Source organism: Bacteroides ihuae (genome assembly GCF_900104585.1).
Classification (GTDB): Bacteria; Bacteroidota; Bacteroidia; order Bacteroidales; family Bacteroidaceae; genus Bacteroides; species Bacteroides ihuae.
This window is the reverse complement of sequence record NZ_FNVX01000006.1, coordinates 1-25,397: the sequence shown is the minus strand read 5'-3', so window position 1 is coordinate 25,397 and position 25,397 is coordinate 1. Positions and strand designations below refer to the sequence as shown.

Below are 25,397 nucleotides of genomic sequence, written 5' to 3'. Positions count from 1 at the left end.
CATTGTAAATGTAAATTAGATCTTACTATACTGATGCAAAAGTTAACTCTCTTTCGACTGTTTGCTCTTCTGTCAATTGAAGCGTAACTTGCAAGTATAGTTTCTTATCACCCTTTATAGCGACGAAATCGACCTCTGCATCTTTGATTGATCCCACATAGACTTGATAACCTGCACGCCTCAAACTTAAATAAACAGCGTTCTCCAAGAGATAGCCAAGACCATAGCCATACCCCGAATAAAGATAGTTGTGATAGCTCAAATCATTCAAGTAGAATTTACAATTGCTCGAAATGGTGTCCTTGCCCTTGATGTTATATCTCTCTGCACGATGGACTAAAAAAGAGTTTTCAAGATAGGTTATATATGTCGATAATGTCTCGCAACATAACAGTATCTTTAATTGAAGGTACCAAGCAAAGCTCCGCTTTGAAGATATTTTTTATACCTATTACTACCTATTTCCTGCTCCGTTATTCCACAATACTCCGTATAGCTAAACGGAAATGCCTCAAACTCGACATAACGACCAGACAAAAGAGTTGCCAACTCATTTTTACTGCGCATTTATCATCAAGTAAAATCTGCACCGTGCAGTTGCGTCAACTGAACGGTTCTCTTTCACCAACTAAACGGCTCTCTTGAAGCAACTGCACGATGCTCTTGAACAGCAGAGTTATCTCATTTATCGACCATCCGAAACATAGCAAGCGAAGCGATCACCCCGCTAAAACAAAACTTTTGTGCCGGAGATCAGGTGAAGGAGGTGGGCGTAACATCAAGCAAGAGATTGAACTTGAACGCAACAAGTTGAATCGCTCGTAGCTACAATCATCATGGAAGTAAGCCGAAACGAGAAGTTTGGAGGTTGGCACTTTGCTTCTTTCTTTTTTGCGGCAAGCCAAAAAGGAAAGAATAGAAACTTGGCAATTGTTTGTGGTTGTGGAAGTGATTACGCGCGCAGTTGTTGTACCACAACAACCATACTTTTCTTTATCTTTTTCTACTTTACTTTCCTCTTCCAGAGAACACGCTGCAACTTCTTCATTATCAGCATTTTGCAAAAGTGCATTTTGCGTTGTTTTTGCACTGTTTTGCACATCGTTCTGCATGCTGTTTTGCGCATTGTTTTGTGTACTTTCAAACAGTTCATTCGCACTCTTTTGCATTACTTCCGGGTAAGTGATTTCAGGCTCTTTTGCTGGCGAATTGACTACTTCCGAAGTGACGGTTCCAACAGTTCGTGTCTCCATTTTCGGTGCATACTCCTGTTGTGGCTCAGTCATCGAAACAGTTTTTTTCTGTCCCGCCACTCTTTTGGACACTCTATTTGGAATTACAACCTCGGGCGTTTGAGCCTTTTTTGCTGCCATTGTTTTACGCTTTTCGTCAAGCGGCTTCATTCGTTTGCTGAGTCCGGGGGACGAGAAGTACTGTTCATCATCCAGCACAAACAAGCCGTACTTCTGGATAATGTCAGATAAATACTCAGTCGATAGACCAAACTCCCTAGCCAAGGCAGGAAGCAGAGAGAGTGGTATCGAATAATTTTTCTGCATGCGCAGATACTCCAATAGACACCAATAAACACCGTATCCCTCAAGACCTTTATCTCCGATAGACGTTATTTTATTTACAAACAAAGGACTCTTTGGTGATGATATAACTTCAACGTGGTGAATTAACTAGATCAGCGTGGTGAATTAACTACTTCACCACGCTGATCTAGTTAGTTCACCAAACCCTTCTCAGAAGGCCTGTAGCGGTAGATCCGTAATATTTACATTGAAAGATTCTATTTACGATTTTGCTGATTGAATCTGTGCTTGAAGAGTGATTAATTTTATCCGTGATGCAAATACAGTTCCAAATGCTTACCTGTCAACGATACTTTGTCTGCTATAATATCTTTTGGAACTCTCTTTTTGAGCTCTTGATAAACGAACTTTTCCCTGCAAATGGCTTAATAAAACTTCAAATTCATCTATGAGTTTGGTCGCTACAAATAAAAAGATTATCAACTGATACGGAAACACTTTAAAACTATTCTGAAGAAAAATTAAACAGGCTCTTAATAATATTTCTTATTACTGTATTTTTAGATGAGAATGCAATCTTTTGAGTTTTATCTATATATCGGCAGCAATAAATTTACAACTAATTTGTGTGTTTTTTGTTGTTTAACGTGTTTATATTTGTATTGTATGAATTTTCTCTTATGTTTGCATCGGTAGCATCTGATGGAATAGAAATGGAATAAAAAATAGTAGTAATATTTATCATAAATTCAAGGAATATATAGACAATAAAATAGGATATAGTTCTTTTTTAAGATAATATTAGTGCATAATTAATCGATTAACTTTAATATTTGGTTTATAGATTACGAGTTATATGAATGTCAGTAATTGTGTTTTAATTCTTACCATATTATTATTTGGAACATGCATCGCAAAAAGTAATTCTTTAGTCGACGTTCAGCCAAAACACACAAAGGAATTAAGGATAGTACATGCTTCAGATGATCCATTATTAGAACTGCGTTTACTTCAAATGCTTGACAAAAAAGACTTTTTTCGACTTGAAACTCTATTGCAAGAAAAAAAAGCTGAATTACCTCGATATATTGTATTGTATATTGAAGCTAATTTGCAGAATGCCTTCAATCAAACTGAGCAATCGTTGCAAACTATCGACAAATTGCTCCGCAATTATAGTAAATCTTTGAATGATGCCCTTCTTTATAGGATTTTTGTAATTAAGTATGATAATTTATTTAATCAATATCACTACAAAAAGGCAGCCGAGGCATTAAAGATTGCTATTGACAAGTACGGTCATGCTGTAGACAGTGTTGGAGTGGCAATGTTGCGTGAAGAAAATTACAATTTTGTCAAATCATTAAAAGAGTTTCCTGTACAAAAAATGCATATAACTACTGACGTAAGTATTCCTGTTTCGCTCAATCAATACAATCATATAATAATAAATGTATCAAGTGGTGAGCAATCAGAAAATTTTATTTTTGATACAGGGGCTTCGAATGTTGTATCCGAGGGTACTGCTCGACGATTGGGAATTCGAATACTTGACTCAGAAGCAAGTACAGTAGGAGCAGTAGACAAGAAAGTCCAATTAAAAGTTGGCTTAGCTGATAAACTGTGGATTGGTGACTTAATGTTTGAAAACGTCGCTTTTAAGGTAATGCCTGACGAATTACTCTCATTTCCGGAAGCCAATTATGTAATTCATGGAATTATAGGTTTTCCTATTATGAACCAAATGAAGGAAATAGAAATATGCAAAAACAAAAATATTACTGTGGTTGCTCATCCTAGAAAAGGTAATTCGCGCAATCTGTTTTTGGACAACACCATGCCGATCATTCAATTTGAAGCGAATAGCGATACGGTACTTTTCATAATGGATACAGGAGCCAATACAACCAAGTTTTCCGCAAATTATTTTGCTGCGCATAATGTTTAAATAAAAGAAAAAGCAACTTCAAATACAATACGACGGGGAGGAATAGGCGGTTTTGTCGATAACAAAGTGTATGAATTGAAAAACGTCCCATTGAAAATCGGAGGACAAGAGATGACAGTTCCAACCATTGTGGTGTTAACCGACAAACTCTCGTATCTTACAAATTATGATGGTCATTTAGGGCAGGATGTATTGATGCATTTCAATAAACTAACCCTGAATTTTAAGGAAATGTGTTTATATTTTGATTACTAAAGGTCTTCATTCATCCTAGATATTGAATTGATTAATGTATTAGAAGAATTGAAATCGACTCGATTGATTTATGGCACAGATAATTATTCTGAAATTGTAACCGTAATAGACACAAATAATATAATATGAGACACAAGTTAACCATTCTTTTCTTATTAATTTATTTTCCTCTTTTCGCACAACAGCAAAAAGAAGATTCTACATTGTTTTTTGACGATATTTCACTGAATTACACTCCTGTAATAAACCACATAAACGGTTGGTATTTAACACAGAATGAATCTTTCGTTGATCACATAACGACCTACAATAGGCATAAATCATTATGCTTAACATCATCTTTACCCTCTCCTACACAACTTTTTGCGGGCTATTATATTCGCATGGATGATATCGATGCAGATTCTATAACCTTTGAGTGCAAATACAAATATGATCCTGATAATAAAGCTGGATTATATATAGGAATTCAGCAAATTTATGTAAATCTTACTAATAGCTTCAAGAAAGCTGTTACATCTTCAAAAATAGCTAACGATCAATCAATCAGTGCAGGAAATTGGCAGGATTTTTCAATCAAAGAAGCTATCCAGCCGAATGTTAATGCAATTTTTGTATATGCTCTCACTTCAGGAAGCGCTACCAAAGTTTGGATTAATGACTGCAAGGCATATTTTGAGAATAAACCTTTAGGTGATTATGTGAACATCAAATATAAAGCAGATGATGACAGAGAATTCGATAAGGCATCCGAAATTCGGTTAGCGCCTTTGACACCTGTAATGATAGAAAATTTGGAAATTCTAGGAAAAGTTTGGGGCTTCTTGAAATATTATCACCCGGAGGTTGCGAGAGGAAATTACAATTGGGATTATGAGCTGTTTAGAGTGCTTCCGCAGATTGCAAACGCAAAAGATAAAAAAGAAAGAAACAGACTCTTAAATCAATGGATTGATAAACATGGGGACATAAAGGAAACAAAAGACTACAGTATTTCTGATTCGTCAATGTATTCACATATAATTAATCTGGATTGGATTTACGACAAGAAAATGTTTGGGGATGAATTAGTATCAAAATTCAATCAGATACGAAATGCTAAACGCGATCATACACATTATTACATACAAACTTATGCTTCTCTCACTGACTTGAATAAAAGCCGGGAGCCACTATATGTGGATGTCTCTTGGGAAGACCAAGGCTTTCGTATATTGACTTTGTTCAAGTTTTGGAATGCAATGGAATATAATTTCCCATTTGTTGATATCACAGATCGGCCTTGGAATTTACTTCTGAAAGAATTTATTCCTCGCTTTGTAGAGACAAGAAATAAAAAAGATTATGAACGTACTTTGCGAGAATTATTTGCATGTATCAATGATTCACACACATACTATACCTCGTCTTCTGATTTGCTTTCCGGTTCCTGGTCGGATTATTCTACTTTGCCGGTTCAATTGACTTACACATTTGACCATCAGGTAGTTGTTGCGGATTCTTCAGTCGGTGAACTTAAAGAGGGAGATATTATTCTTAAAGTTGATAATCAAGATGTTGATTCTATAATTGAGCAGAAAGCCCATTATGCATTTGCTTCCATTCCTTCCAACTTGATTTATTCAATTCTATACCAGTTATTTGTAACAAAGAATTCTGAGATTACCGTCACTTATATACGTTCAGGTAAAAAAGTAACAACTATAATTGATGCAACTCCATACAAAGGGAAACAACCATTACCTCCCTTGTTTGGTGATAATTATGTTGAGGAGTATAAGCTTGCCTCAAAAAATATAGCATATATCAATATAAATACTATGCAGGATGATAGTATCGCAGATTTTATCACGAAGAATCGATCGGCTAAAGGAATTATTATTGATATGAGAAATCATCAGGGGCAACACTTCAGAGTGAATGACGCTTTAATAAGATGGCTGATCCCGAAAGAGGTTGTTTATCTTTGGTCATCCGTTAATGACAAGTCAAATCCCGGTAATTTTATCTGTAATGATAAGATAATTACAGGAACAGACAATTCAAATCACTTTATAGGGAAAGTTGCTATTTTTGTCAATCAAGCAACACAAAGTGTTGGAGAAGTCCGATCCATGATATACCAGAACGCGGTTAACAGTAAAGTAATAGGAACAACAACTGCTGGGGCAGTAGGTCCTGTCAGTCACTTCTATTTACCTACGGGGGTTGATTTTTCATATTCAGCAAATGGTATGTATTATCCTGATTGGGAATCCTTCCAGAGGAAAGGAGTGAAAATAGATATTCCGATAAAAGAAACTGTGGAAGACATCCGCGATGGCAAAGATGTATGGATGGAAGAAGCTATTCAATATATTGAGAGTGATTAATGTTTTTATCATTTAGATTCGCATAAATATGATTACAGCTTTTTTCTCATCCAATAATTTGTAAGAAATAATATATTTGCTTTTCGTTTTTGTTCATACACAACTTTATAGTCTTTTCTTTCAAAGAATGGCTTTGCTGTGATACAGACTTCAGAGCTTATTATCTGGATTTGGTGTTTTATTGCATATTCTTCAGCTATTGATAGAAGAAAACTTGCAACTCCCCTGCGTTGATAGTCTTTATGTACAAACATAGACTGCAAATAACCGCCTTTTTGCATAGATGTAAATCCGATGATTAGGTTTTCTTCATTCAGTGCAACAATAAAATATAGATTGGTAATTAAATCAGTCCAATGTTGCATATTATCTCCACATGAAGCCCAATCCTCTATTTCCTCTAACGTGTAGTCTGCTTTGTTAATAGTCCGTAAGGTTGCTTTGTACATTTCCTTTAGTTCTGGAATATCAGTGAGAGTTGCTTTTCTAAATTTGTAGTTTCTATTTTCCATAACAGAGGTGTTTTCTTTTCGCAAAAATACAAAAAGAGTAACTCATCTTGCAATTGAATGCTCTTTTATATTGCTTCTTAAGTAAATAAGTATAATGTTTTATATCCTTATTCCATACACGATCGGACTCAATGCCACCGTGTCTCTATATCCTCCGCTTTATGTGATTTTAGCCACAGACGAAGAACTTTCTGCTGATGATATAGCTTCAGCGTGCTGAAAGAGTGAATTCTCAAGACCCCTCTCAGAAGGCCTGTAGCGGTAGGTTGGTGATATTTACATTGGAAGATTCTATTTACGATTTCGCTGATTGAATCTGTGCTTGAAAAGTGATTAATTTTATCCGTGATGCAAATACAGTTCCAAATGCTTACCTGTCAACGATACTTTGTCTGCTATAATATCTTTTGGGACTCCTTCGAATATGATTTTTCCACCATCCTTACCTGCACCAAGCCCCATATCTATGATCCAGTCGGCTTGGCTGATAATATCCATGTTATGCTCAATGATAATAACCGTGTTCTTATCGTCGACTAACTTGTTGAAAAGTTTCATAAGTTTGGATATATCTGAGCCGTGAAGCCCTGTGGTTGGTTCATCAAATATATATATGTTCCCTTTATTTCCCAATTCGGTTGCCAGTTTGAGGCGTTGACGTTCGCCGCCTGAAAACGTATTTAATGGTTGCCCCAGTGTCAAATAATCTAAGCCAACTTCACGAAGTCGATTGAGTGGCTGCGTTATTTCCCGTTCACTGAAAAAAGTATTCGCTTCGCTAATGGTCATTGCCATAATATCGGTAATGCTTTTGTCTTTCAGCTTGTATTTTAAGACTTCGGGCTTAAACCCACTGCCGTTGCAATGCTCGCAACGTACTTCCACTGCATCTAAAAAGGCGAGGTCAGTAGATATAATCCCCAAGCCTTTGCATTCGGGACAAGCGCCATCCGAATTATTACTGAATAGTGACTGTTTTACCCTATTTTGTTGCGTAAATAGCTTCCTTATTACATCGAGTATTCCTGTATATGTTGCGATATTCGACCTTTTGCTACCTCGCAAAGCGCTTTGATCTATTACGACAATTTCTTTGTTTTGATTGGTTAACGACTTTGCTAATGAACTTTTTCCTGAACCTGCCACCCCTGTAATAACCGTTAACACGTCTTTGGGTATCTGGACTGAGATGTTTTTTAAATTATGAAGTGAGTTGTTCTTTACTAGCAGATAGTTTGATGCTCTTCTGTATTTCGCTTTAAGTTGATTTTTGCGATTGATATATTTTCCTGTAGCTGTTTCCGCCTTCTTCAATCCTTCAAGATCGCCTTCATAAACAATGTTTCCGCCACTTTTACCTGCTCCGATTCCCATATCAACGATGTGGTCGGCAATAGTTATTACGTCTGGATCGTGTTCTATGATTAAAACGGTATTGCCTTTATCTCGTAGTTCAATCAGTAGTTTGTTTAGTCGTTGCACATCATTCGGATGTAATCCGACACTAGGTTCATCGAATATATAAGTAAGGTCTGTCAGACTGCTACCCAGATGTCGGATAAGTTTTATTCGTTGTGATTCTCCGCCCGACAATGAAGATGTTTCCCTGCTTAAAGTCAGATAACCTAGGCCGATAGCCAATAAGTTCTCAAGGTTCTTAATGATTGTATCCAATAGGGGGGTAACAGAACTGTCTTTCAATGTTCTAATAAATTCAAGCAAATCATCAATTTGCATATTACAACAGTCTGCAATATTCTTTCCTTCTATTTTGCAGGCTAAGACTTGAGGATTCAGACGAGTTCCGCTGCATTCCGGGCAGAGGCCTTGCTTGACTACTTCTTTGTATCGTGATGCGTTTTTACCTATAATTTCTTTCGATTCTTTCTTGAAAAAGCTGCGTTCAAAACGGGGCAAAATGCCCTCGTATATTCCTGTTTTTGGAAACCGGGAATCTGGATTGGTTAGCTTCAAGTCGTTTGCATAAACAAGATTATGCCACTCTTCTTCGGTATAATCCTTTATTTTTTTGTCATTATCAAACAACCCTGAATATACATAGCGAGTCCAACGCCATCCGTCGATTTCAAACGTGGGAAATCTGATTGCGCCTTCGTTTAATGAGCGTTCTTTGTCTATCAGTTTATCCAAGTTTACAATACTAGTCTTTCCCAAACCTTCGCAGCAGGAACACATCCCCTGAGGATTGTTAAACGAAAAAGAGGTAGAGTGGCCGACGAACGGCTTTCCTATTCGGGAAAAGAACAACCTCAAAAGAGGATATATGTCGGTTATTGTTCCAACTGTTGAACGAGCATTCCCTTCTATCTTCTTTTGGTTGACAATAATCGCTACCGATAAATTCTCTAAACTATCTACATCCGGTTTACCATATTGTTGCAATCGGTGACGGATAAAACTATCGTAAGTCTCATTCAGCAGTCTTTGTGATTCGGCTGCTATTGTGTCAAACACTAGTGAAGTCTTGCCAGAGCCTGACACTCCCGTAAATACGGTTATCTTCTTTTTGGGTATTTTGACTGAGATGTTTTTTAAATTATTCTCCCTTGCACCCTTGACTATAATTTCATTTTTGCTCATATCACGAATTGTTTTTTCGCAAAATTAAAGCTTCCTAATTACTTGGTCAATAAGCGATAAATCTTTCACCCAGTGATAAATTTAGCTCTATTTGATTAATAGATGATTATCTTTGTAGGCGAATAAAGAAAAGAGGAAAATTTATGTATGTGAAGAAAAATCCAATGGATTACTCCGATTGTTCCGTACGTATTGCGATTGATGTTTTATCTACAAGCTGGAATGCTTGGTTGATATTGGAAATAAACAAAGGGGTTGTTCGACCGTGCGATTTACAACGTAGTATTAGTGTTGCTCCAAAACGGGTATTGACAAAACAATTAGGCGAACTGGAGAAAATGGGCATCTTGCAAAAGAAGGTATATCCCGTATTACCATTGAAAGTAGAATATTATCTGACAGAAGCAGGAAAAGAATTAATTCCAATCATTGATCAGCTATGGCAATGGGGAGATAAGCATAAGGAGGTTTTTTTGAAAAAAATAGAACCTGATAAATGATTTTAGTGTAAGGCGTAAGTATTTATATATAGATATTTGCACCTTCCATTAAGGTTAAAACGTTCAGGAATACTGCTCGCTATTCACCGCAAACAAATAATTTTAGTATTTTAGCAGAATAATGATAAAATAAACAAATTATGAAACAAATAAATGCAGCCTTACTCTCTTTCGGAATGAGCGGCAGAGTATTTCATGCGCCCTTCATTCATTTGCATGAAGGATTTCGCCTAACAGGTGCATGGGAAAGAAGTAAAAAGAAAATTAGAGAAATCTATCCCGATGTTCAATCTTACGATTCATTGGAAGCGATACTGAAGGATGATTCTATCGATCTTGTGATAGTAAACACGCCGACCTATACTCATTTCGACTATGCTTCCCAAGCTTTACAGGCAGGAAAAAATGTAGTGGTGGAGAAAGCCTTTACCACAACAGTAGCGGAAGCTGAAGTTTTGAAAGTGCTGGCCATGCAACATCATAAGCAAATTGCAGTCTTTCAGAACCGTCGTTGGGATAGTGACTTTCAAACAGTTAAACAAGTGATTGACAGTAGAATTCTTGGTGAACTAAATGAAATGGAGATACATTATGAGCGCTATAATATGCAATTGAGCCCGAAGGAACATAAAGAAAATCCAAATGCTGGTGCAGGTATCCTGAAAGATTTAGGACCACATGCTATTGATCAAGCTCTGTATCTTTTTGGAATGCCACAAGCTGTATTTGCCGATGTACGCATTACCCGGCCTACTTCGCTGGTAGACGACTATTTCGATATTCTTCTTTATTACCCTAGCTTCAGAGTCCGGGTAAAAGGAGGATATATTGTGAAAGAACCCCTGCCTGCCTATATTGTTCACGGGACAAAAGGCTCTTTCTTAAAATCACGTGCAGACGTGCAAGAAGCCAATCTTCAAAAAGGACTTTCACCTAATATTGCTTCTTGGGGCACAGAACCTGAATCCGAAAAAGGGCTAATCAATTATGAAAAAAACGGGACGGACATCCGGACTAATATCCAAACTTTGCAAGGCAACTATATGGAGTTCTACAATGGCGTTTATTCCGCTTTGACGAAAAATAACCCAATGCCTGTTACTGTAGATGATGGAATACGAGTGATGAGAATTATTGAATCCGCCTTCAGGAGCGATAAAGAGAAAAGAGTGATAGAATTATAAAGAAAGATTATTCCATCATCACCTTTTCTCAAAATGAGGCTTCTTATTACGCTATAACGCAACAAGGATGTAAATCATGCGTTGCGTTTTAATCTATCTGCTCAAGCGTGATGTGAAAACGTTCTGGTAGGGCTTTAGATAACTCTTCTTTGCGCAATGTGGAAATAACCGTTTTCTCGTTTTCTGTTATCGTTAATTCAGCCTTTTTTATTGCTATGTGTCCGTTCTCGGTTGTGCTGAACGATGTTTTCTCTTAGCTCTAGGGCTATACGTGGTGATTCTGAATAAACTCTTACATCTACGATATAGAAACAATTGTTACAGCGTATTTCTAAAATTCGATGACTTCTTGCTGGTATCAGTTCTGTTCTGTTAAGCATGAATCGTGCATAATGGTTCGTTACTTCAAATCCCAAACTTGTGAGTAATTCAAAGTATAATCCATTCAATTCAAAACAATATCCTCCTCTGTGATTTCAAATAATCTTCTGATAGATAGATTCTGCTTCAAGTGATAATGCCAAACCGTTTAGAATATCAAAATTCTCATACGGGATATGCATGTAATGTAGCCCCTGTAATTCGTTTAAGAATTCTAGCGGGCTACATACTTGGCCTTTGAAATTCAACCTTTCAAAATAGGCATCTATCTGTATTTCAGAAAACATTATTTGTAATACTTGCCTGTGGTTTCTACTGGTTCTATTTCAATAATCCCTGTTGCTTTCATCATTTTTTCGGGAAAACTCAAATGCGATAATTGAGGGGTATATTTAGCAACAATAGCGTGTAGTATCTTTTCTTTAAGTCCTCGGTCTTCTATCATTTTGGCTGTGCCTAAGATTATCACACTTCTAAATTCTGTATTTGTGTCGCATGGATTTTCATTATCGGGAATGATTGCACCCATTTTATCTACTTCAAAACAGACTTTGTTGTTTCTGATTAAATTTGAAATCTTCTGTCCTTTTATGAGGCCATGTATGTATATTTTTTCTTCGTGTACTATAAAATGAACCGGAACGATATAGGGATATCCATTTTCATTATGTGTCGCTATACATCCTGTTTGTGCGTTTCTCAATACGTCATCAATTTCTTTTTTTGATAATTGATGTTGCTTCATTCTTCCTTGCATATTACTAATTTAAAATTGTTATGCTGCAAAATTATAGATTATTTGATCCATCTTTGTGGTTCAGTTTTAATAAAAATAGATAGACCAGATGAATGTTCCTTGGTTAGTGCAGATTAAAATAGATAAATCCGCCCCAAAAGCTATATATGTTCAGATTGCGGATGAGATTATAAAATCCATCAAAAACGGACAGCTAAAAGCAGGAGTAACCTTGCCTAGTACGCGACAATTGGCTGTTGAGTTAGGAGTAAACAGGAATACAATAATTCAGGCTTTGGACATTCTGTTAACTGAAGGATGGCTTATTTCAGAGGAACGAAAGAGAGTTTATGTTTCTGATAGACTATCAGTAGCTATACCCACAAAGAAGAAGGAAGCTCAGCAACAAGTAGTAGAAATGTTTAGACACGATTCAATCTTTTTTGATGATGGATTGCCTGATACTACTTGTACGCCTATGGCTGAATTGGCTAGAGCATATCGCCGTATTTTCAACCAAAAGGCCCGCTGGCAAATAATGAATCTTGCAAGTGAGTTTGGAGACGATAAATTTAGGAATACAATATCAAACATGCTTAATCAGAATAGAGGTATGAGAACTTCTTCTTCAGAGATTTGCATTACAAGAGGTAGCCAAATGGCTTTGTTTTTAACTGCGCATTGTTTGTTGGAGAAGGGGGATCTTGTTTTAGTTGAAAATCCGGGATTTAAGCCGGCATGGGAAGTATTTAAACATGCAGGAGCAAAGCTAATTCCTATCCCGGTTGATAATGAGGGCATTGATGTTCATGCGGTCGAATATTTTGTAAGCAAGACGAGGTTTAAAGCGATCTATTTAACGCCGCATCATCAATATCCAACTACTGTTACCCTAAGCTTATCCCGTAGGTTGAAATTAATAGAATTGTCCAATAAATACGACTTTACTATTATTGAAGATGACTATGATAATGAATTTCATTTTAACCAACGTCCTATTATGCCAATTTCCGCACATGAGGGGATTAATAATTATGTTTATGTGGGGACTTTAAGCAAGCTAATTGCCCCTGCGATTAGAGTGGGCTATGTCGTTAGTTCATCTAATTTCATAACGAAGATTGGTAAGTTACGTAAGATTATAGATACACAGGGGGATACTATAATGGAACAGTCTATATTGGACTTAATGATTTCGGGAGACATTAGAAAGCACCAAAAAAGGATGCTGAATCACTATGAGAAGAAAAGAGATTTCTTTGATTCTCTTTTACTTTATCACTTAAAAGATAAAGTAACTTATAAAAAACCTGATGGTGGACTTGCTTTCTGGTTGAAGCCAATTGATAATATAGACTTATTTCAGCTGAAACAGAGGGCTAATTCTAAATTCGTTAGTTTCTATACTCCAGATAGATTTAGTTATGATAACGAAATTGTGGGAATAAGGTTAGGATATGCCTCTTTGACAGAGACGAATTTGGAAAAAGGGATAGAGGTTATAAGCAGATTATTGTGATGATTTGATTTGTGCGATAGTATTACAAACCGGTTCTTAGTTCAGGTGTAAGTTTATCTATATAAATACTTGTGCCTTTATTTTTTCTTTCTTGAGATGAGGCCCGTATTCTTAAGCTAATTTTAAGAATAAGAATAGGCGTTATCAATAATCAAAAAGTTATCTTTGTGTTTATACTAACCTAAAAAAGAAAATAATATGATCTCAGCAACTCACATCCATGCAATGATTATTCACTTTCCGATCGCACTCCTCATGGCGGGATTTTTTTCGGAAGGATTGGCATTAATCAGTAAAAAAGATTTTTTTAAGAATGCGGCTTTTTTTCTTTTGATTCTTGGCACATTGGGGGCAATTGCGGCATTTATTAGTGGGGGATATGCCGGTGAAGGCATCGAAGAAGGTCCGCTGAAAGAACCGATAGGATTGCATGAAGGTGCGGCTCTGCTAACGCTTTGTCTCGCCATCATTACCACTTTGTTTAGAATCGTGGTGTATTATCTCAAATATAACAAGGTCTGGGCAAAATGGGTTGGCATCATTTTGTTTACTATCTTAATTGGATCTGTTATGCGTACTGCTTATTTTGGCGGACAATTAGTGTATGCTCACGGTGCGGGAGTTGAATTGACTTTGCCTGATTTTAAATAGTTCATCGGTAGCAAAAGAGTAGGGTGAATAATTTACTTTGTCTAATTAATCTAATAACAGATCGAAATGAGATTGTTGATTGTAGAAGATGAAGAAGCTATAGCTAACTTTCTTTGCGAAGGATTGAAAGAGGAGGGGTTTGCTGTTGATGTGGCGAACAATGGGAAAAAAGGGCTACAACTTGCGCTTGATTTCATCGATGACTATGATGTGATACTACTTGACTGGATGTTGCCGGGGATGAGTGGTATCGAGATTTGTAGAAACATAAGAAAGGATAATAAAACATTGCCCATTATTTTTCTCACGGCGAAAGATACAGTAGACGATGCTGTCTTTGGTTTGGAAACAGGTGCTAATGATTATATACGCAAACCATTCTCGTTTGAGGAATTACTTGCCAGAATTCGCGTGCTATTACGCACAAAAGAGAATGAAATGGTCGTTTTCAGCGCAGGAAATATTCAATTAAATATTGAAAAACATTCTGTTACTAAGGATGGAAAACTTATTGCTCTCACTCAAAGAGAATTTGCTTTACTCGAATATTTTTTGCGCAACAAAGGAAAAGTTTGCAGACGAACCCGCATCATTGAAAAGGTTTGGGACATTCACTTTGATTATGATAATTCAGTGATTGATGTTTATATCAATGCACTGCGAAAAAAGTTAGATGAACCTGGAACGGCTTCATTAATAACCACTGTGAGAGGAATCGGTTACACAATTGAAACAGAAGAATGAATCTTAAGTTTAGGCATAGAATCGCATTATTCAACACAATTGCCGTTGCTGCTACAACAGCAATTGTGTTTATTATCATCAGTGTTGTGTTACACAAAACTTCCTATACGCATTTAGATGATGATATTCTATTGGAGAAAGAAGAGGTGTTCAGCAATCTGGATTGGCATCGAGATTCTATCATTATCAACAAGATGCCGGAGTGGGAAGAGGCTGAACATAATAAGATAGAAGTGAATCCTACTTTTTTACAGATAGTCGATGCAAATGGGAAAGTCGTATTTCATTCTGCCAATTTACTTGATGATCAATTCCTGTTTGATCCAACTATCAAACATGAAACCTTCTTTAATGGTGAAATCAGTCAACAAAAAATCCGATTGGGACAATTTCCGATAGAGAATGAAAGCGGAAGAATTATTGGACAATTGACCATTGCTATCTCTCGACAGGAATCTTATAGTATGCTTAACAGTTTGCTCTGGGTATTACTGATTTCATTTCCACTTGTGCTGGTTGTGCATTTTATCGTTTCTTCCCTAACTGCTTCAAGAGCTATTCAGCCCGTTCATCGATTGATAAAAACAGCATCACATATCAGTGATTCGAACATTGAAACTCGATTGGTGTTGCCCAAACGGAAGGATGAACTTTTTGATTTGACCAAAACGATTAACGAATTACTTGCGAGAATAGAAAAAAGTATGCATCAACAAAAGCAATTTACCAGTGATGCGTCGCACGAGATAAGAACTCCTCTTACTGCAATTAGAGGAACGTTGGAAGTGTTGATTCGCAAACAGCGTGAGCCAGAAATCTATGTAGAAAAAGTCGTTGACATCATTCAACAAGTTGATCGTCTGAATAGTTTACTCGATCAACTCTTGCAACTTGCCCGAATTGAATCAGGCGTTGCAGTCACCAAAAAAGAGAGTGTTTATCTCTATGCTATTGCAGATTCATTTATTTCTAAATGGCGTGAAATGGCTGTAGCGAATAAAATAAAAATTCATATTTCAATAGAGAAAGAAGCTCTTATAAATGCGGATAAATTTTTTATCGAACTAATAATAGATAATCTAGTGAGCAACGCCATTAAGTATGGAAGTGCAAATGGGAATGTTTACTTAGTTTGGGATAGTGCATTGAAAACACTTTGTGTGAGAGATGACGGTGTTGGTATCTCGGCGTGCGACCTTCCATTCATTTTTAATCGCTTTTATCGAGCCGATGAATCCCGAAGCTCCATTATCAAAGGAAACGGACTTGGACTTTCCATTGTGAAGAAATTATGCGACTTGCAAAGTATTAATCTGCTTGTCGATAGTACCCCACATCAGGGTACTACCTTTACCTTGCAATTTTCACGGCAATTTTCTTAAGCAAATCTTAATAATAGCACAAGGTTCTTTGAAGACGTCTATCAATATCTTTGCATTATCAATTTAAAGTAAAACAAATGTAAATATAGGAAAAGATGAAAAGGACAACAATCATTATCTCTCTTGCAGCTATTGTTTCAATATCATTACTGCAATCGTGTACCGGTAAATCACAAACGAAGGCTGAAATGCAAAAACCTGTAGCGGAGTCTACAACAGCTTCACCAGAGGATGGAAGCTCTGAGAAAGGAACAGATGGTAAATTGATCACCTCAGCAGAGGCCAAGGTAACTAACCTGCAAAATATGCAGGATGCCTTTAAAGGAGAAACGACGGCAAGTGCTAAATATGCCGCTTATAGTAAAAAAGCCGAATCCGAAGGGCATAATCAAATAGCTTTGCTCTTTCTTGCCGCTTCCAAATCTGAAAAAATTCATGCTAATAATCACAGAGCGGTGATTGAATCTGCCGGATTAAAGACACCTACTATTACTCCGGAATTTACCGTTAGAACAACTGCGGAGAATTTGAAAGATGCAATTTTAGGAGAAGGTTACGAAATTAGTACGATGTATCCTGAATTTTTGAGAAATGCAAACAAGGCAGGGAACCAACTCTCGTTAATGAGTTTAAACTATGCTTATAAAACGGAACAGAAGCACAAGCCTTTTTACGAGAAAGCATTGGCCGCTTTACAAAACAACACGGACAAATCATTGCCAACCACTTACTATATATGTCCCACTTGTGGCAACACATACGATACTACGGCTCCCAAACGTTGTGGAATATCGATGACTAGTTCCGATAAATTTATTAAGGTTACTAAACTTGATTCATAAAATTGATTTCTTGTTTAAATCTAAGTTCTTATAAAGACAAAGAATCCTGAAGGAATTAAATCTTCAGGATTCTTCGTTTTAGCTAATTATCAAAGAGGCTTTACCGGGATGCATATATCCACGATAAACCGATGCTCAGGATGTCCTTTGTAATCATTGTGATACAGCTCATAGGTAGATCCATCTTCAGGCTGATAACCACTTTCTGTAAACCACGAGCACATTGTGTTCCATGCTTCTTCAAACTCGGTCTCTTTAATTTCGAAACGACCTACGGCATATTTGCCGGCTCGAACGGTCGATTTGCCAATTTCTCCTTCCACCTTTACATCTCCTTTGACGATGATGCTTGCATCTTGACGCATTTTGTCAATACTTGTGATAGAAGGATCGTCATGATAAACCGTCACTGTCTTAGTTTCAGGGGTTACCAATCCACGAGGAATTGCCCATTTAAACAGATTCTCGTAAGCCTGTCCGATCTTATTGAACGCTCCCATGTGGCGGCAATAAATAAGATTAAGTTCAGGCATTTGTTTGATCTCAATTTTTGTGTCCATAATTATTAATTTATTAAATTCGACACTGCAAAGTTGAGCATTTATCTGCTGAGGGTTTTTGCCGATCTTGCTAATCGGTTTGCAATTCTTGCTATATCTAATGCCATCTTTTATATATATCGCTTTATCTTGTTCTCGAAATTCTTTGGCGCTCATGCCAAAATAGCTTCTGAAGGCCCGACTAAACGAGGAGTTATTCCCGAATCCGCATTGAAAAGCAATCTCACTAATTGTGGCTTTCGGATTATCTTGTAATAGTTGACCTGCTTTTTCGAGTTTGATTCTCAAAACAAAGTTATTGGGAGTTTCGCCAACAATATAGGTGAAAATTCGATGGAAATGATAGGGGGAAAATGAAGCAATATCGGCCATTACAGAAAGATCAATTGACTTATCAAGGTTTCGGCTGATATAATCCATCACCCGATTGATCCGAGCTATATACTCTTGCTTACTTAGTTCTTTAAAATTCATAGCGCTATTGTTATTGCAAATTTACTGTTGCCGAAATTATGAATAAATGAAACCTGTTCATTTAAGGTCTCCAATCTAAGCTGTTAGTTAAAGGATTCGTTTTACGCCATTGCTTGAGCTCCTCGTAATTCTTAACTCCTCCACTAAAAACGGCACGATATATTTCTATACCCGGAATCATTACATCATCCGGCACATCGAATTTGATTTCAAGAATTGTCTTGCGAATCTCAGGCGTAAGCTGTTGAATGATGGCATCGGTAACTTCCTCTACTACTCCGTCATATTTTGATCCTTTGCGAATATGAATGAGATCGAATTTCCAAATCTCTTTGTTCTTATCTTCATACAACGTATGCCATTCAATGCATTCTTCTTCCGTGTCAATGAGATTCTTATATTGAATTTCCTTTAGAGAGAGTCTTTTTGCCAACTCTTGCATTACAGAGAAACTTTCAGAAATGTTAAGCTTGTCTGTGTATATATGAAGGTCAATGTCCTTGCTTTTCATTAGTAGACCGGATTTGAGTGAGCCAACAATATTGACTTTCGCTCCGATGCTTTCCCATGCTGGAATGATACGAGTTTCTTCGAGTATTTTCCAAGCGTTTAGCTGATTTTGTTCTGCTAGTTCAATTACGTTCATCTCTTTTCGTCTTTTGAGGGTGTACAAAGATATGAAATTCTTCTGTGCGAAAATAATTCATAGCGAAGTTTTGGTAGGATTGATGTAATTGTTAATTTTGCATCTGAAGTAGTAAATATGCATATCGTACATTGAAACTTATAAGTATATGGAGTTAATAGTAGCAAAACGGACTCAAAGCGGAGATGAACATTTTAAGTTTTTAATTTCGCAGCTTGATGGTGATCTAAATGGGCGATATCAAAGTGCGCAATCTAAGTATGATAAGTAAAATAAAATTAATTCAATAGATACGGTGATTGTGGCTTTTGAGAAGAAGAAACCTGTTGGCTGTGGGTGCTTTAAGGAATATGACAATGAAACTGTGGAGATAAAACGAATGTTTGTGACTCCGGATTATAGAGGTCGAAAAATCTCACGGTTAATTCTTGAAGAGTTGGAAAGATGGGCGAAAGAATTGGGCTATTCAAAGGCAATTCTTGAAACTGGTTCTAAGCAGTCGGAGGCAATTGGGCTCTACCAAAAGAGTGGATATGCCAGGATAGAGAATTACGGGCAATATAAAGATTTTCCAAACAGCTTATGTTTTGAAAAACCAATTTCTACGACTAAATAAGACAACATATATTGATAATCGTTTTAGATAATGGCAAAAAAAGTTCTTTTATTTCTTGCTCAAGGCTTTGAAGCCTACGAGGCGAGTGTTTTTACTGATGTCTTTGGTTGGAGCCGAGAAGCCGGTATTGAACCTGTTGATCTGGTAACCACAAGCTTAAGACCTACAATAAGCTGCTATTGGAACTTAATTGTAAAACCAGAACTACCATTTAGCCAAATAAAGATTGACGATTATGATGCTTTAGCAATTCCTGGAGGCGCTGGAGAGGCGGGTTTCTATGAAGATGCTTATGATGAGCGCTTCCTCAATTTGATAAGAGAATTTCATGAGAGAGGTAAATTAATCGCATCAATTTGTGTGGCAGCTCTACCAATAGCCAAATCTGGTGTGTTAAATCAGCGAAAAGCCACCACATGGGATTTGAATGAAGGTTGTAAGCGAAAACAATTAGCAGATTTTGGCGTAAAAGTTCAAGAAACGCAGTTGGTGATTGATAATAATATTATCACTTCAACTGGCCCGGCAACGAGTCTTGATGTCGCTTTTAAACTACTTGAAATGTTAACTAGCATGGAAAATGTGAATGAGGTAAAGAAGAATATGCGATTTATCTTATAAAAAACGATTGCTGGTATCTTTTTTTCTTTATCTTTGCATCATCTATTAAAAAGTTTTATGTTTAAATTTAATATGGATTTGGTGAAGTAAATAGCTTTGGTTTTACACCAAGGTTATCCCTTAATTGTACTCGGGCATGTTCTTGTCAGAGTTATTTTCATACCCATACATCAATAAATTAATTGCTAGTGCTTTGCATAGGGAAAAATATGTCTATGTGATTCACTGCGTCATAAAACTTAAATATCATGAGTAACGATAATACATCAGTTAACGAATTTGATTTCCAATTAGTCTGCGAATATTTCTCCAGTCTTGAACGACAAGGCCCCGGGAGTCCGGAGATGACTAGTAAAGCGTTGAGTTTTGTCGAAAGCCTTACAGAGGCCGCACATATTGCCGATATTGGCTGTGGTACGGGTGGGCAAACAATGGTTTTGGCCGAACAAACTTCGGGTGTGATAACAGCTATCGATTTGTTTCCTAGCTTTATTGAACTGTTCAACAAAAAGGTCGAGGTGAAAAATCTTCAGGATAGAGTAAAAGGTGTTGTTGGATCAATGGACAATCTTCCTTTTCAGAACGAAGAGTTAGATCTGATTTGGTCTGAAGGCGCTATCTACAATATCGGTTTTGAACGAGGACTGAAGGAATGGAGAAGGTTTTTGAAAACAGGAGGATATATTGCTGTTTCAGAAGCATCGTGGTTTACTGAAGAGCGACCTGCGGAAATTGAAGATTTCTGGATGAATGCATATCCTGAAATAGACACGATCTCAAATAAGATCGCTCAAATGGAGAAAGCCGGGTATGTTCCCGTAGCTACGTTTCTCTTTCCTGAGACTTGCTGGACGGAGCTGTTTTATGTTCCACAAATGCTTGCGCAAGAAACCTTCCTGAACAAATATGTGGGTAATAAGGCTGCTGAAGGGCTCGTCGCCTATCAGCGTTACGAAGCTCAACTATACGCAAAGTATAAAGAGTATTATGGTTATGCCTTTTTTATCGGAAAGAAAATATCAGATTAAAATAAAAACAATGAATATATTATCATTATATGGCTGGAACGAATCTCTGTTTCGGCAAAAACAAACATCTATCTATAAAGACTTTATGCATGGGCGAGTTTCCGTTACACATAAAACATGCTATGAAGTAATCTCGGAGGATGGGATTCGTCTTTGTGAACTTACAGGAAATATGCTTTATGGACGCTCTTCGTCCGAATATCCTTGTACGGGAGATTGGGTTCTTTTTCAACCGACTGATGCAGAGAAAGGAGTTATTTTTGATGTGCTTCCCCGCCTAAAAACACTTTATCGTTTAAAAAGCGGAACGATATCTGGGAAGCAGGCCATTGCGTCGTATGTTGATAAAGCATTTATCGTGCAGAGTCTTGATCAAAACTTTAATGTGCGGAGAATCGAACGCTTCATGTTACAAATTGCGGATGAAGATATATTGCCCGTCTTGGTTTTGACTAAAACCGACTTAGGATTCAATCAAGACGAAGTAGAGTCCGATTTGAAGCATATCTCTGCTAGAATTCCCGTATTTTTTACGAGCATTCAGTCATCAGAGAGCATTGATCGACTACGAGAATTCATCTCTCCGGGCGAAACCTTTGTTTTTACGGGGTTGTCCGGAGTAGGGAAAAGCACGCTGATCAATAGCTTATGTGGGCAATCCGTTTTGCATACGGCAGCGATCAGCGAATCAACAGGGAAAGGAAGACATACCTCTACTCGCCGTGAGATGGTTTTGATGGAAACTGGAGGCGTATTAATTGATACTCCGGGAGTCAAACTCTTTGGGGTTACAAATGACAATGATGACACTCTTTCTGATCAGTTCGATATTACTCGTTTTGAAGAGCAATGCCGGTTCAGCGACTGTCAACATATTAATGAAAAGGGATGTGCTGTGATAAAAGCTGTTGAAGATGGGAAGCTAGACAGTAGTGTCTATGAGAACTATCTTAAGCTGAGAAAAGAAGCGTGGCATTATAATACGTCTGTTCATGAAAAAAAGAAACATGATAAATCATTTTCAAAGATGATTAAGAGAGACAAAAAGACGTTCTTGTAAGTCGTTTCTATAAATAAGTACAAGGTGCAAGTGTCTATATAGATAAACTTGCACCTTGTATTATCTATTAATCGTTTATTGATTACTCTTTATAATTTTGAAAACGGACGGCTTGATTCATTTTTTGTTTAATCCTTCTGTTATGTGCCATTGCAGGTGCCCATTTGGGCGATTTTTTGATAGCTCTCTCTGCTATTCGATCAAATTTCTTTTCAAAAGAAGAACTAGTAAATACATTCTCAATATCTCCATCTTCATTGATGGTGAAATTGACTACGACTATCGCCATGTCAGCATTGATTATCTTATAATTAGCCGGAAAGTATATCTCATGTGATATATATTTTAGCCATGCTTCTATTCCTCCTTTAAATTCGGCTCTTCTATCGGTGTTAGTTGTATCTTTCATTAATTCTCCACTTTCGTTGAAATACTGTTTGTCTACTAGCTTCGAATCTTTGTATATTTCAACCGAACTGAGATTGCCGTTTTTATGATAGTATTTCCATTTTCCATTTTGTTTCATGCCAGCAGAGCATCTGCCTGCAGCAGATGGAACGCCATTGTCAAACCAAGAAACCATAGCCCCACTTCTGTCTTCTTGTAGAGATAGCGAGTCTCGTAGATAACCATTTGGATGCCAAGTCAATCTTGTGCCGATTGGCTTCCCATTAGAATAGTTCGTTGAATCACTCATCAAGCCATTATCGTGAAAGCCTACCCATATTCCTTCTTTTCTCTTTTGTTTATATCTTCCAACAGATTGCAGTATGCCGTTTGAATGATAATAGGTGAAATAACCATTTGGTATTTTGCATTGTGAGTCTGAAAAGGTACCAATCATTTGCAATTTTCTTTCTCTGATATAATAATCTTTTCTGTAATATCCTGAGTCTGTTTTAGTCGTCAAACTCAAATATCTTGCCACATTCGGTGCACATTCTTCCCACTTATAGTTATAATACTTTTTGGTGTATTGTGCGCTGGAGCTAATGGAAATAGTTAGAAATAGAAGTGCTAAGCACAGTGCTTTTCTTAAAAGGTTCATACTTGAGCTCATGTTCGAGGTATTAGTTTTTGAGGTTATCTTTTCTTTTTATTTGAATTTTTTCCAAATGTAGTAATACTTTTTTAATTTACATTATAGGTCGTGTTTTTAATCTAAAATTTATTTCATAGACTTTATGGATGGTTATTGTGTAAACAAAGAGAGAGATTCCCCTTTGCGGAAAATCCCTCTCTTCTTTGATTACAAAATAGGACGGTTCTTATTTAGCGCTTGCTTTTTTTGCTGTTTTAGCTTCAGCTTTTGTTGCTTTTGCTGCCTTGACGGCTGATTTCTTCATCGTTTTGCATTCGGCCTTTGTTGCTTCTTCTGCTTTAACAGCCGATTTCTTCATTGTTTTAGCTTCAGCTTTTTTACTTGCAGTTTGTTCAGTCTTTACTGGGGCTACTTTTTTTACTTGAGCGAATGCTACGTTACTTGCGCACATCATTGCTACCATGGCAGCTGCAAAAATAATCTTTTTCATAATCGTTGTTTTTTTAATGAGTTAATGTATCTTATTCTAATATCTATTGAATTTCTTCTTGCCTTTTGACACAACAAAGATAAGGTGCTTATCTATCTGCTTGTAGTTAGAAATCCATTATAATAAGATTAGAAATTCATAAGAGTCTTGATGAATTATTGGATGTGCAGCCAAGAAAGCAATAAAAAGTGAGATGATTTTCGGATTGAAACAAAGAACATAGTATATTTGCGTCAGAGTAAAGGATGTAAGAAGGTCATTCTGTATGGAAACCAACAACTCCATTTCACGTTTTCAGGATATAACCGCTTTTCTGAAAGCGTTGAAGACCTTTGCACCACAATCCAACCTTTTCCATACTCACCGTCACGAAGACGTTCCCGAAACGCATTCAGAGGAAACCCAACTGTTTCGTACCAATACTTTTTCGGTATCTTTATTGACCGATGGCGAAGCTATATATAAGAAATGTATATTTGTATTTCAAAACTCGCATTGGTGACAACATCCGCAGAGTATATATATAAGTAGAATAAATAATATTATTAAAGATGAGATTAGAAGAAATAATAAATTTCAGACGTTCTGTAAGACTGTATAAGGATCTTCCAATTGATTCGGAGAAAGTTAAGCACTGCATCGAACTTGCAACGTTAGCGCCCAACAGTTCCAATATGCAACTATGGGAGTTTTATCACATCACAAATCCGGAAATTCTAAAAGAACTCTCTGCTGCCTGTTTTAATCAAGAAGCGGCGACGACTGCCCAACAGATGGTCGTTTTCGTAACAAGGCAGGATCTTTACCGAAAAAGAGCAAAAAAAGTGCTGGAGTTGGAGACGCAGAATGTTTTGAAGAATAGCCCAATAGAAAAGCACGATGGAAGAATCAAAAAGTGGAAAATGTACTATGGAAAAGTAATGCCATTTTTATATGTTAACTTTTTAGGTCTTTTGGGGATTGTTCGCAAAGTCATAGTCAGCATTGTTGGGCTATTCATAGCGACTCCTTATCAGGTCTCTGAAAGCGACATGAGAGTCGTCGCTCATAAAACCTGTGCTTTGGCGGCGCAAACGTTTATGCTGGCAATGGCCAATGAGAGTTATGACACCTGTCCGATGGAAGGTTTTGATAGTCGAAGAGTGAAAAGTATCTTGAAATTGCCTTTTGGGGCAGAAATCAATATGATTGTTTCCTGTGGAATAAGAGATGAGCGCGGAGTTTGGGGAGACAGAATGAGAATTCCTTTCGACGAAGTTTATCGCAAAATCTGAAAACCACAAATTTTCCTTTGATAAGAGAGTTATTGATCTCTTCATAATCAGCGCTTTAGACATTCCGAGAATATTTCTTTCAAAAAAAGAGTCACATAAGTTTGGATTGTAAGTGTATAATCTCTACTTTTGCACCCGCTTTGTAAGAGACACAAGGCGTTCTGATTGACATTCTGATAGAAGCGGTTCGAGATCAAAAGAGTTTCAAGACATTTAGAAAAATCTTCCTATATAATTTGGATGATGATACTAAAAGTTGTTATCTTTGCCCTCCGATTCGCAAATACGGAGCCGGTTTATTTGGCGGTTCTTTTCTCACGAGAAGCATCCAAAAAATAAAACTAAAAAAACTTCCAGAAACATTTGGTAGTTGGATTTAAAGCTCTTATCTTTGCACCCGCTTTTAAAACGAAGCAATTAC

The 25,397-nt window shown here is 37.0% G+C and carries 23 protein-coding genes and 2 pseudogenes; 15 read left to right on the top strand and 10 right to left on the bottom strand.

Features of this window, described 5'->3' with window-relative positions; genetic code table 11:
* Positions 1-46: 46 nt before the first annotated feature.
* Both BQ5338_RS16545 and BQ5338_RS11020 read right to left on the bottom strand, forming a co-directional pair.
* Positions 47-552 (bottom strand): annotated as a pseudogene (locus tag BQ5338_RS16545) (DUF4143 domain-containing protein); the annotation flags it as partial.
* Positions 553-719: 167 nt separating this feature from the next.
* Entirely contained in the window at positions 720-1,643 is a 924-nt protein-coding gene (locus BQ5338_RS11020; RefSeq protein ID WP_159431328.1) for a Lin1244/Lin1753 domain-containing protein, read from the bottom strand.
* A gap of 751 nt (positions 1,644-2,394) precedes the next feature.
* Here BQ5338_RS11020 and BQ5338_RS11015 point away from each other — a divergent pair.
* Together BQ5338_RS11015 and BQ5338_RS11010 are read left to right on the top strand one after the other, a co-directional pair.
* Entirely contained in the window at positions 2,395-3,486 is a 1,092-nt protein-coding gene (locus BQ5338_RS11015) for a retropepsin-like aspartic protease family protein (RefSeq protein ID WP_078063470.1), read from the top strand.
* Positions 3,487-3,866: 380 nt separating this feature from the next.
* A complete protein-coding gene (locus BQ5338_RS11010) occupies positions 3,867-6,113 on the top strand; it encodes a S41 family peptidase (RefSeq protein ID WP_078063469.1) in 2,247 nt (748 codons plus the stop codon).
* A gap of 32 nt (positions 6,114-6,145) precedes the next feature.
* On the opposite strand, the gene BQ5338_RS11005 is transcribed toward BQ5338_RS11010, so the two are convergent.
* The gene (locus tag BQ5338_RS11005; RefSeq protein WP_071146917.1) at positions 6,146-6,625 is read right to left on the bottom strand and encodes a GNAT family N-acetyltransferase; all 480 of its coding nucleotides are present in this window, start codon (positions 6,623-6,625) and stop codon (positions 6,146-6,148) included.
* 339 nt (positions 6,626-6,964) lie between these two features.
* Complete coding sequence (locus tag BQ5338_RS11000) at positions 6,965-9,226, bottom strand: ATP-binding cassette domain-containing protein (RefSeq protein WP_071146916.1); 2,262 nt, start codon at positions 9,224-9,226, stop codon at positions 6,965-6,967.
* Positions 9,227-9,369: 143 nt separating this feature from the next.
* Here BQ5338_RS11000 and BQ5338_RS10995 point away from each other — a divergent pair, with 143 nt between their 5' ends.
* Both BQ5338_RS10995 and BQ5338_RS10990 read left to right on the top strand, forming a co-directional pair.
* Positions 9,370-9,726, top strand: a complete 357-nt coding sequence (locus BQ5338_RS10995; RefSeq protein ID WP_071146915.1) for a winged helix-turn-helix transcriptional regulator — start codon at positions 9,370-9,372, stop codon at positions 9,724-9,726.
* Positions 9,727-9,866: 140 nt separating this feature from the next.
* The gene (locus BQ5338_RS10990) at positions 9,867-10,910 is read left to right on the top strand and encodes a Gfo/Idh/MocA family oxidoreductase (RefSeq protein ID WP_071146914.1); all 1,044 of its coding nucleotides are present in this window, start codon (positions 9,867-9,869) and stop codon (positions 10,908-10,910) included.
* Between the two features lie 197 nt (positions 10,911-11,107).
* On the opposite strand, the pseudogene BQ5338_RS17205 reads toward BQ5338_RS10990, so the two are convergent.
* A pseudogene (locus BQ5338_RS17205) lies at positions 11,108-11,578 on the bottom strand (arylamine N-acetyltransferase family protein).
* On the bottom strand, positions 11,578-12,048 hold the full coding sequence (locus tag BQ5338_RS10980) for a pyridoxamine 5'-phosphate oxidase family protein (RefSeq protein WP_071146912.1): 471 nt from the start codon (positions 12,046-12,048) through the stop codon (positions 11,578-11,580). Before BQ5338_RS10980 ends, BQ5338_RS17205 begins: the two are co-directional and overlap by 1 nt.
* A gap of 88 nt (positions 12,049-12,136) precedes the next feature.
* Between BQ5338_RS10980 and pdxR the strand changes: the two genes are divergently transcribed.
* From pdxR to BQ5338_RS10955, 5 genes are all read left to right on the top strand, one after another.
* Positions 12,137-13,546 carry a MocR-like pyridoxine biosynthesis transcription factor PdxR gene (pdxR, locus tag BQ5338_RS10975; protein WP_071146911.1) on the top strand — a complete coding sequence of 470 codons (1,410 nt, stop codon included), beginning with the start codon at positions 12,137-12,139 and terminating at the stop codon, positions 13,544-13,546.
* Positions 13,547-13,744: 198 nt separating this feature from the next.
* Positions 13,745-14,197, top strand: coding sequence for a DUF2231 domain-containing protein (locus BQ5338_RS10970; RefSeq protein ID WP_071146910.1), 453 nt, complete (start codon positions 13,745-13,747; stop codon positions 14,195-14,197).
* Between the two features lie 66 nt (positions 14,198-14,263).
* Positions 14,264-14,941, top strand: coding sequence for a response regulator transcription factor (locus BQ5338_RS10965; protein ID WP_071146909.1), 678 nt, complete (start codon positions 14,264-14,266; stop codon positions 14,939-14,941).
* Positions 14,938-16,323: a sensor histidine kinase gene (locus BQ5338_RS10960; RefSeq protein WP_071146908.1), complete on the top strand. Its 1,386-nt coding sequence runs from the start codon at positions 14,938-14,940 to the stop codon at positions 16,321-16,323. The genes BQ5338_RS10965 and BQ5338_RS10960 overlap by 4 nt, the downstream gene beginning before the upstream one ends.
* A gap of 95 nt (positions 16,324-16,418) precedes the next feature.
* The gene (locus BQ5338_RS10955; protein ID WP_078063467.1) at positions 16,419-17,165 is read left to right on the top strand and encodes a rubrerythrin family protein; all 747 of its coding nucleotides are present in this window, start codon (positions 16,419-16,421) and stop codon (positions 17,163-17,165) included.
* An 89-nt stretch (positions 17,166-17,254) separates the two neighbouring features.
* Here BQ5338_RS10955 and BQ5338_RS10950 read toward each other — a convergent pair whose 3' ends face one another.
* Together BQ5338_RS10950 and BQ5338_RS10945 are read right to left on the bottom strand one after the other, a co-directional pair.
* Positions 17,255-18,199 (bottom strand): AraC family transcriptional regulator, encoded by a 945-nt coding sequence (locus BQ5338_RS10950; protein ID WP_071146907.1) that lies wholly within the window; start codon positions 18,197-18,199, stop codon positions 17,255-17,257.
* Between the two features lie 61 nt (positions 18,200-18,260).
* The gene (locus BQ5338_RS10945) at positions 18,261-18,845 is read right to left on the bottom strand and encodes a hypothetical protein (protein ID WP_071146906.1); all 585 of its coding nucleotides are present in this window, start codon (positions 18,843-18,845) and stop codon (positions 18,261-18,263) included.
* A 301-nt stretch (positions 18,846-19,146) separates the two neighbouring features.
* On the opposite strand from BQ5338_RS10945, the gene BQ5338_RS10940 reads away from it, so the two are divergent.
* The 4 genes from BQ5338_RS10940 (at position 19,147) to rsgA (ending at position 22,170) form a co-directional block, all read left to right on the top strand.
* Positions 19,147-19,461 (top strand): GNAT family N-acetyltransferase, encoded by a 315-nt coding sequence (locus BQ5338_RS10940; protein ID WP_205409946.1) that lies wholly within the window; start codon positions 19,147-19,149, stop codon positions 19,459-19,461.
* A 30-nt stretch (positions 19,462-19,491) separates the two neighbouring features.
* On the top strand, positions 19,492-20,082 hold the full coding sequence (locus tag BQ5338_RS10935; protein ID WP_071146905.1) for a DJ-1/PfpI family protein: 591 nt from the start codon (positions 19,492-19,494) through the stop codon (positions 20,080-20,082).
* Positions 20,083-20,330: 248 nt separating this feature from the next.
* Entirely contained in the window at positions 20,331-21,110 is a 780-nt protein-coding gene (locus BQ5338_RS10930) for a class I SAM-dependent methyltransferase (RefSeq protein WP_071146904.1), read from the top strand.
* 10 nt (positions 21,111-21,120) lie between these two features.
* Positions 21,121-22,170: a ribosome small subunit-dependent GTPase A gene (gene rsgA / locus BQ5338_RS10925; protein ID WP_071147822.1), complete on the top strand. Its 1,050-nt coding sequence runs from the start codon at positions 21,121-21,123 to the stop codon at positions 22,168-22,170.
* An 82-nt stretch (positions 22,171-22,252) separates the two neighbouring features.
* Here the strand turns inward: rsgA and BQ5338_RS10920 are convergent, their stop codons facing one another.
* Positions 22,253-23,218, bottom strand: coding sequence for an energy transducer TonB (locus tag BQ5338_RS10920; protein WP_159431327.1), 966 nt, complete (start codon positions 23,216-23,218; stop codon positions 22,253-22,255).
* A 220-nt stretch (positions 23,219-23,438) separates the two neighbouring features.
* Positions 23,439-23,702: a hypothetical protein gene (locus BQ5338_RS10915; protein ID WP_071146902.1), complete on the bottom strand. Its 264-nt coding sequence runs from the start codon at positions 23,700-23,702 to the stop codon at positions 23,439-23,441.
* 265 nt (positions 23,703-23,967) lie between these two features.
* Here BQ5338_RS10915 and BQ5338_RS10910 point away from each other — a divergent pair, with 265 nt between their 5' ends.
* On the top strand, positions 23,968-24,204 hold the full coding sequence (locus tag BQ5338_RS10910) for a hypothetical protein (protein WP_071146901.1): 237 nt from the start codon (positions 23,968-23,970) through the stop codon (positions 24,202-24,204).
* A 49-nt stretch (positions 24,205-24,253) separates the two neighbouring features.
* On the top strand, positions 24,254-24,976 hold the full coding sequence (locus tag BQ5338_RS10905; protein WP_071146900.1) for a nitroreductase family protein: 723 nt from the start codon (positions 24,254-24,256) through the stop codon (positions 24,974-24,976).
* Positions 24,977-25,397: the final 421 nt, after the last annotated feature.

What these genes read in the sequence shown, in the direction of transcription:
- BQ5338_RS10995 (WP_071146915.1), top strand. Translation starts at nt 9,370, where the DNA reads ATGTATGTGAAGAAAAATCCAATGGATTACTCCGATTGTTCCGTACGT.
- BQ5338_RS10930 (WP_071146904.1), top strand. Translation starts at nt 20,331, where the DNA reads ATGAGTAACGATAATACATCAGTTAACGAATTTGATTTCCAATTAGTC.
- BQ5338_RS10955 (WP_078063467.1), top strand. Translation starts at nt 16,419, where the DNA reads ATGAAAAGGACAACAATCATTATCTCTCTTGCAGCTATTGTTTCAATA.
- BQ5338_RS10965 (WP_071146909.1), top strand. Translation starts at nt 14,264, where the DNA reads ATGAGATTGTTGATTGTAGAAGATGAAGAAGCTATAGCTAACTTTCTT.
- pdxR (WP_071146911.1), top strand. Translation starts at nt 12,137, where the DNA reads ATGAATGTTCCTTGGTTAGTGCAGATTAAAATAGATAAATCCGCCCCA.
- BQ5338_RS10935 (WP_071146905.1), top strand. Translation starts at nt 19,492, where the DNA reads ATGGCAAAAAAAGTTCTTTTATTTCTTGCTCAAGGCTTTGAAGCCTAC.
- BQ5338_RS10980 (WP_071146912.1), bottom strand. Translation starts at nt 12,048, where the DNA reads ATGCAAGGAAGAATGAAGCAACATCAATTATCAAAAAAAGAAATTGAT.
- BQ5338_RS11000 (WP_071146916.1), bottom strand. Translation starts at nt 9,226, where the DNA reads ATGAGCAAAAATGAAATTATAGTCAAGGGTGCAAGGGAGAATAATTTA.
- BQ5338_RS11015 (WP_078063470.1), top strand. Translation starts at nt 2,395, where the DNA reads ATGAATGTCAGTAATTGTGTTTTAATTCTTACCATATTATTATTTGGA.
- BQ5338_RS10945 (WP_071146906.1), bottom strand. Translation starts at nt 18,845, where the DNA reads ATGAACGTAATTGAACTAGCAGAACAAAATCAGCTAAACGCTTGGAAA.
- BQ5338_RS10960 (WP_071146908.1), top strand. Translation starts at nt 14,938, where the DNA reads ATGAATCTTAAGTTTAGGCATAGAATCGCATTATTCAACACAATTGCC.
- rsgA (WP_071147822.1), top strand. Translation starts at nt 21,121, where the DNA reads ATGAATATATTATCATTATATGGCTGGAACGAATCTCTGTTTCGGCAA.
- BQ5338_RS10920 (WP_159431327.1), bottom strand. Translation starts at nt 23,218, where the DNA reads ATGAACCTTTTAAGAAAAGCACTGTGCTTAGCACTTCTATTTCTAACT.
- BQ5338_RS10950 (WP_071146907.1), bottom strand. Translation starts at nt 18,199, where the DNA reads ATGAATTTTAAAGAACTAAGTAAGCAAGAGTATATAGCTCGGATCAAT.
- BQ5338_RS11005 (WP_071146917.1), bottom strand. Translation starts at nt 6,625, where the DNA reads ATGGAAAATAGAAACTACAAATTTAGAAAAGCAACTCTCACTGATATT.
- BQ5338_RS10970 (WP_071146910.1), top strand. Translation starts at nt 13,745, where the DNA reads ATGATCTCAGCAACTCACATCCATGCAATGATTATTCACTTTCCGATC.
- BQ5338_RS10990 (WP_071146914.1), top strand. Translation starts at nt 9,867, where the DNA reads ATGAAACAAATAAATGCAGCCTTACTCTCTTTCGGAATGAGCGGCAGA.
- BQ5338_RS10910 (WP_071146901.1), top strand. Translation starts at nt 23,968, where the DNA reads ATGGAAACCAACAACTCCATTTCACGTTTTCAGGATATAACCGCTTTT.
- BQ5338_RS11010 (WP_078063469.1), top strand. Translation starts at nt 3,867, where the DNA reads ATGAGACACAAGTTAACCATTCTTTTCTTATTAATTTATTTTCCTCTT.
- BQ5338_RS10905 (WP_071146900.1), top strand. Translation starts at nt 24,254, where the DNA reads ATGAGATTAGAAGAAATAATAAATTTCAGACGTTCTGTAAGACTGTAT.
- BQ5338_RS10915 (WP_071146902.1), bottom strand. Translation starts at nt 23,702, where the DNA reads ATGAAAAAGATTATTTTTGCAGCTGCCATGGTAGCAATGATGTGCGCA.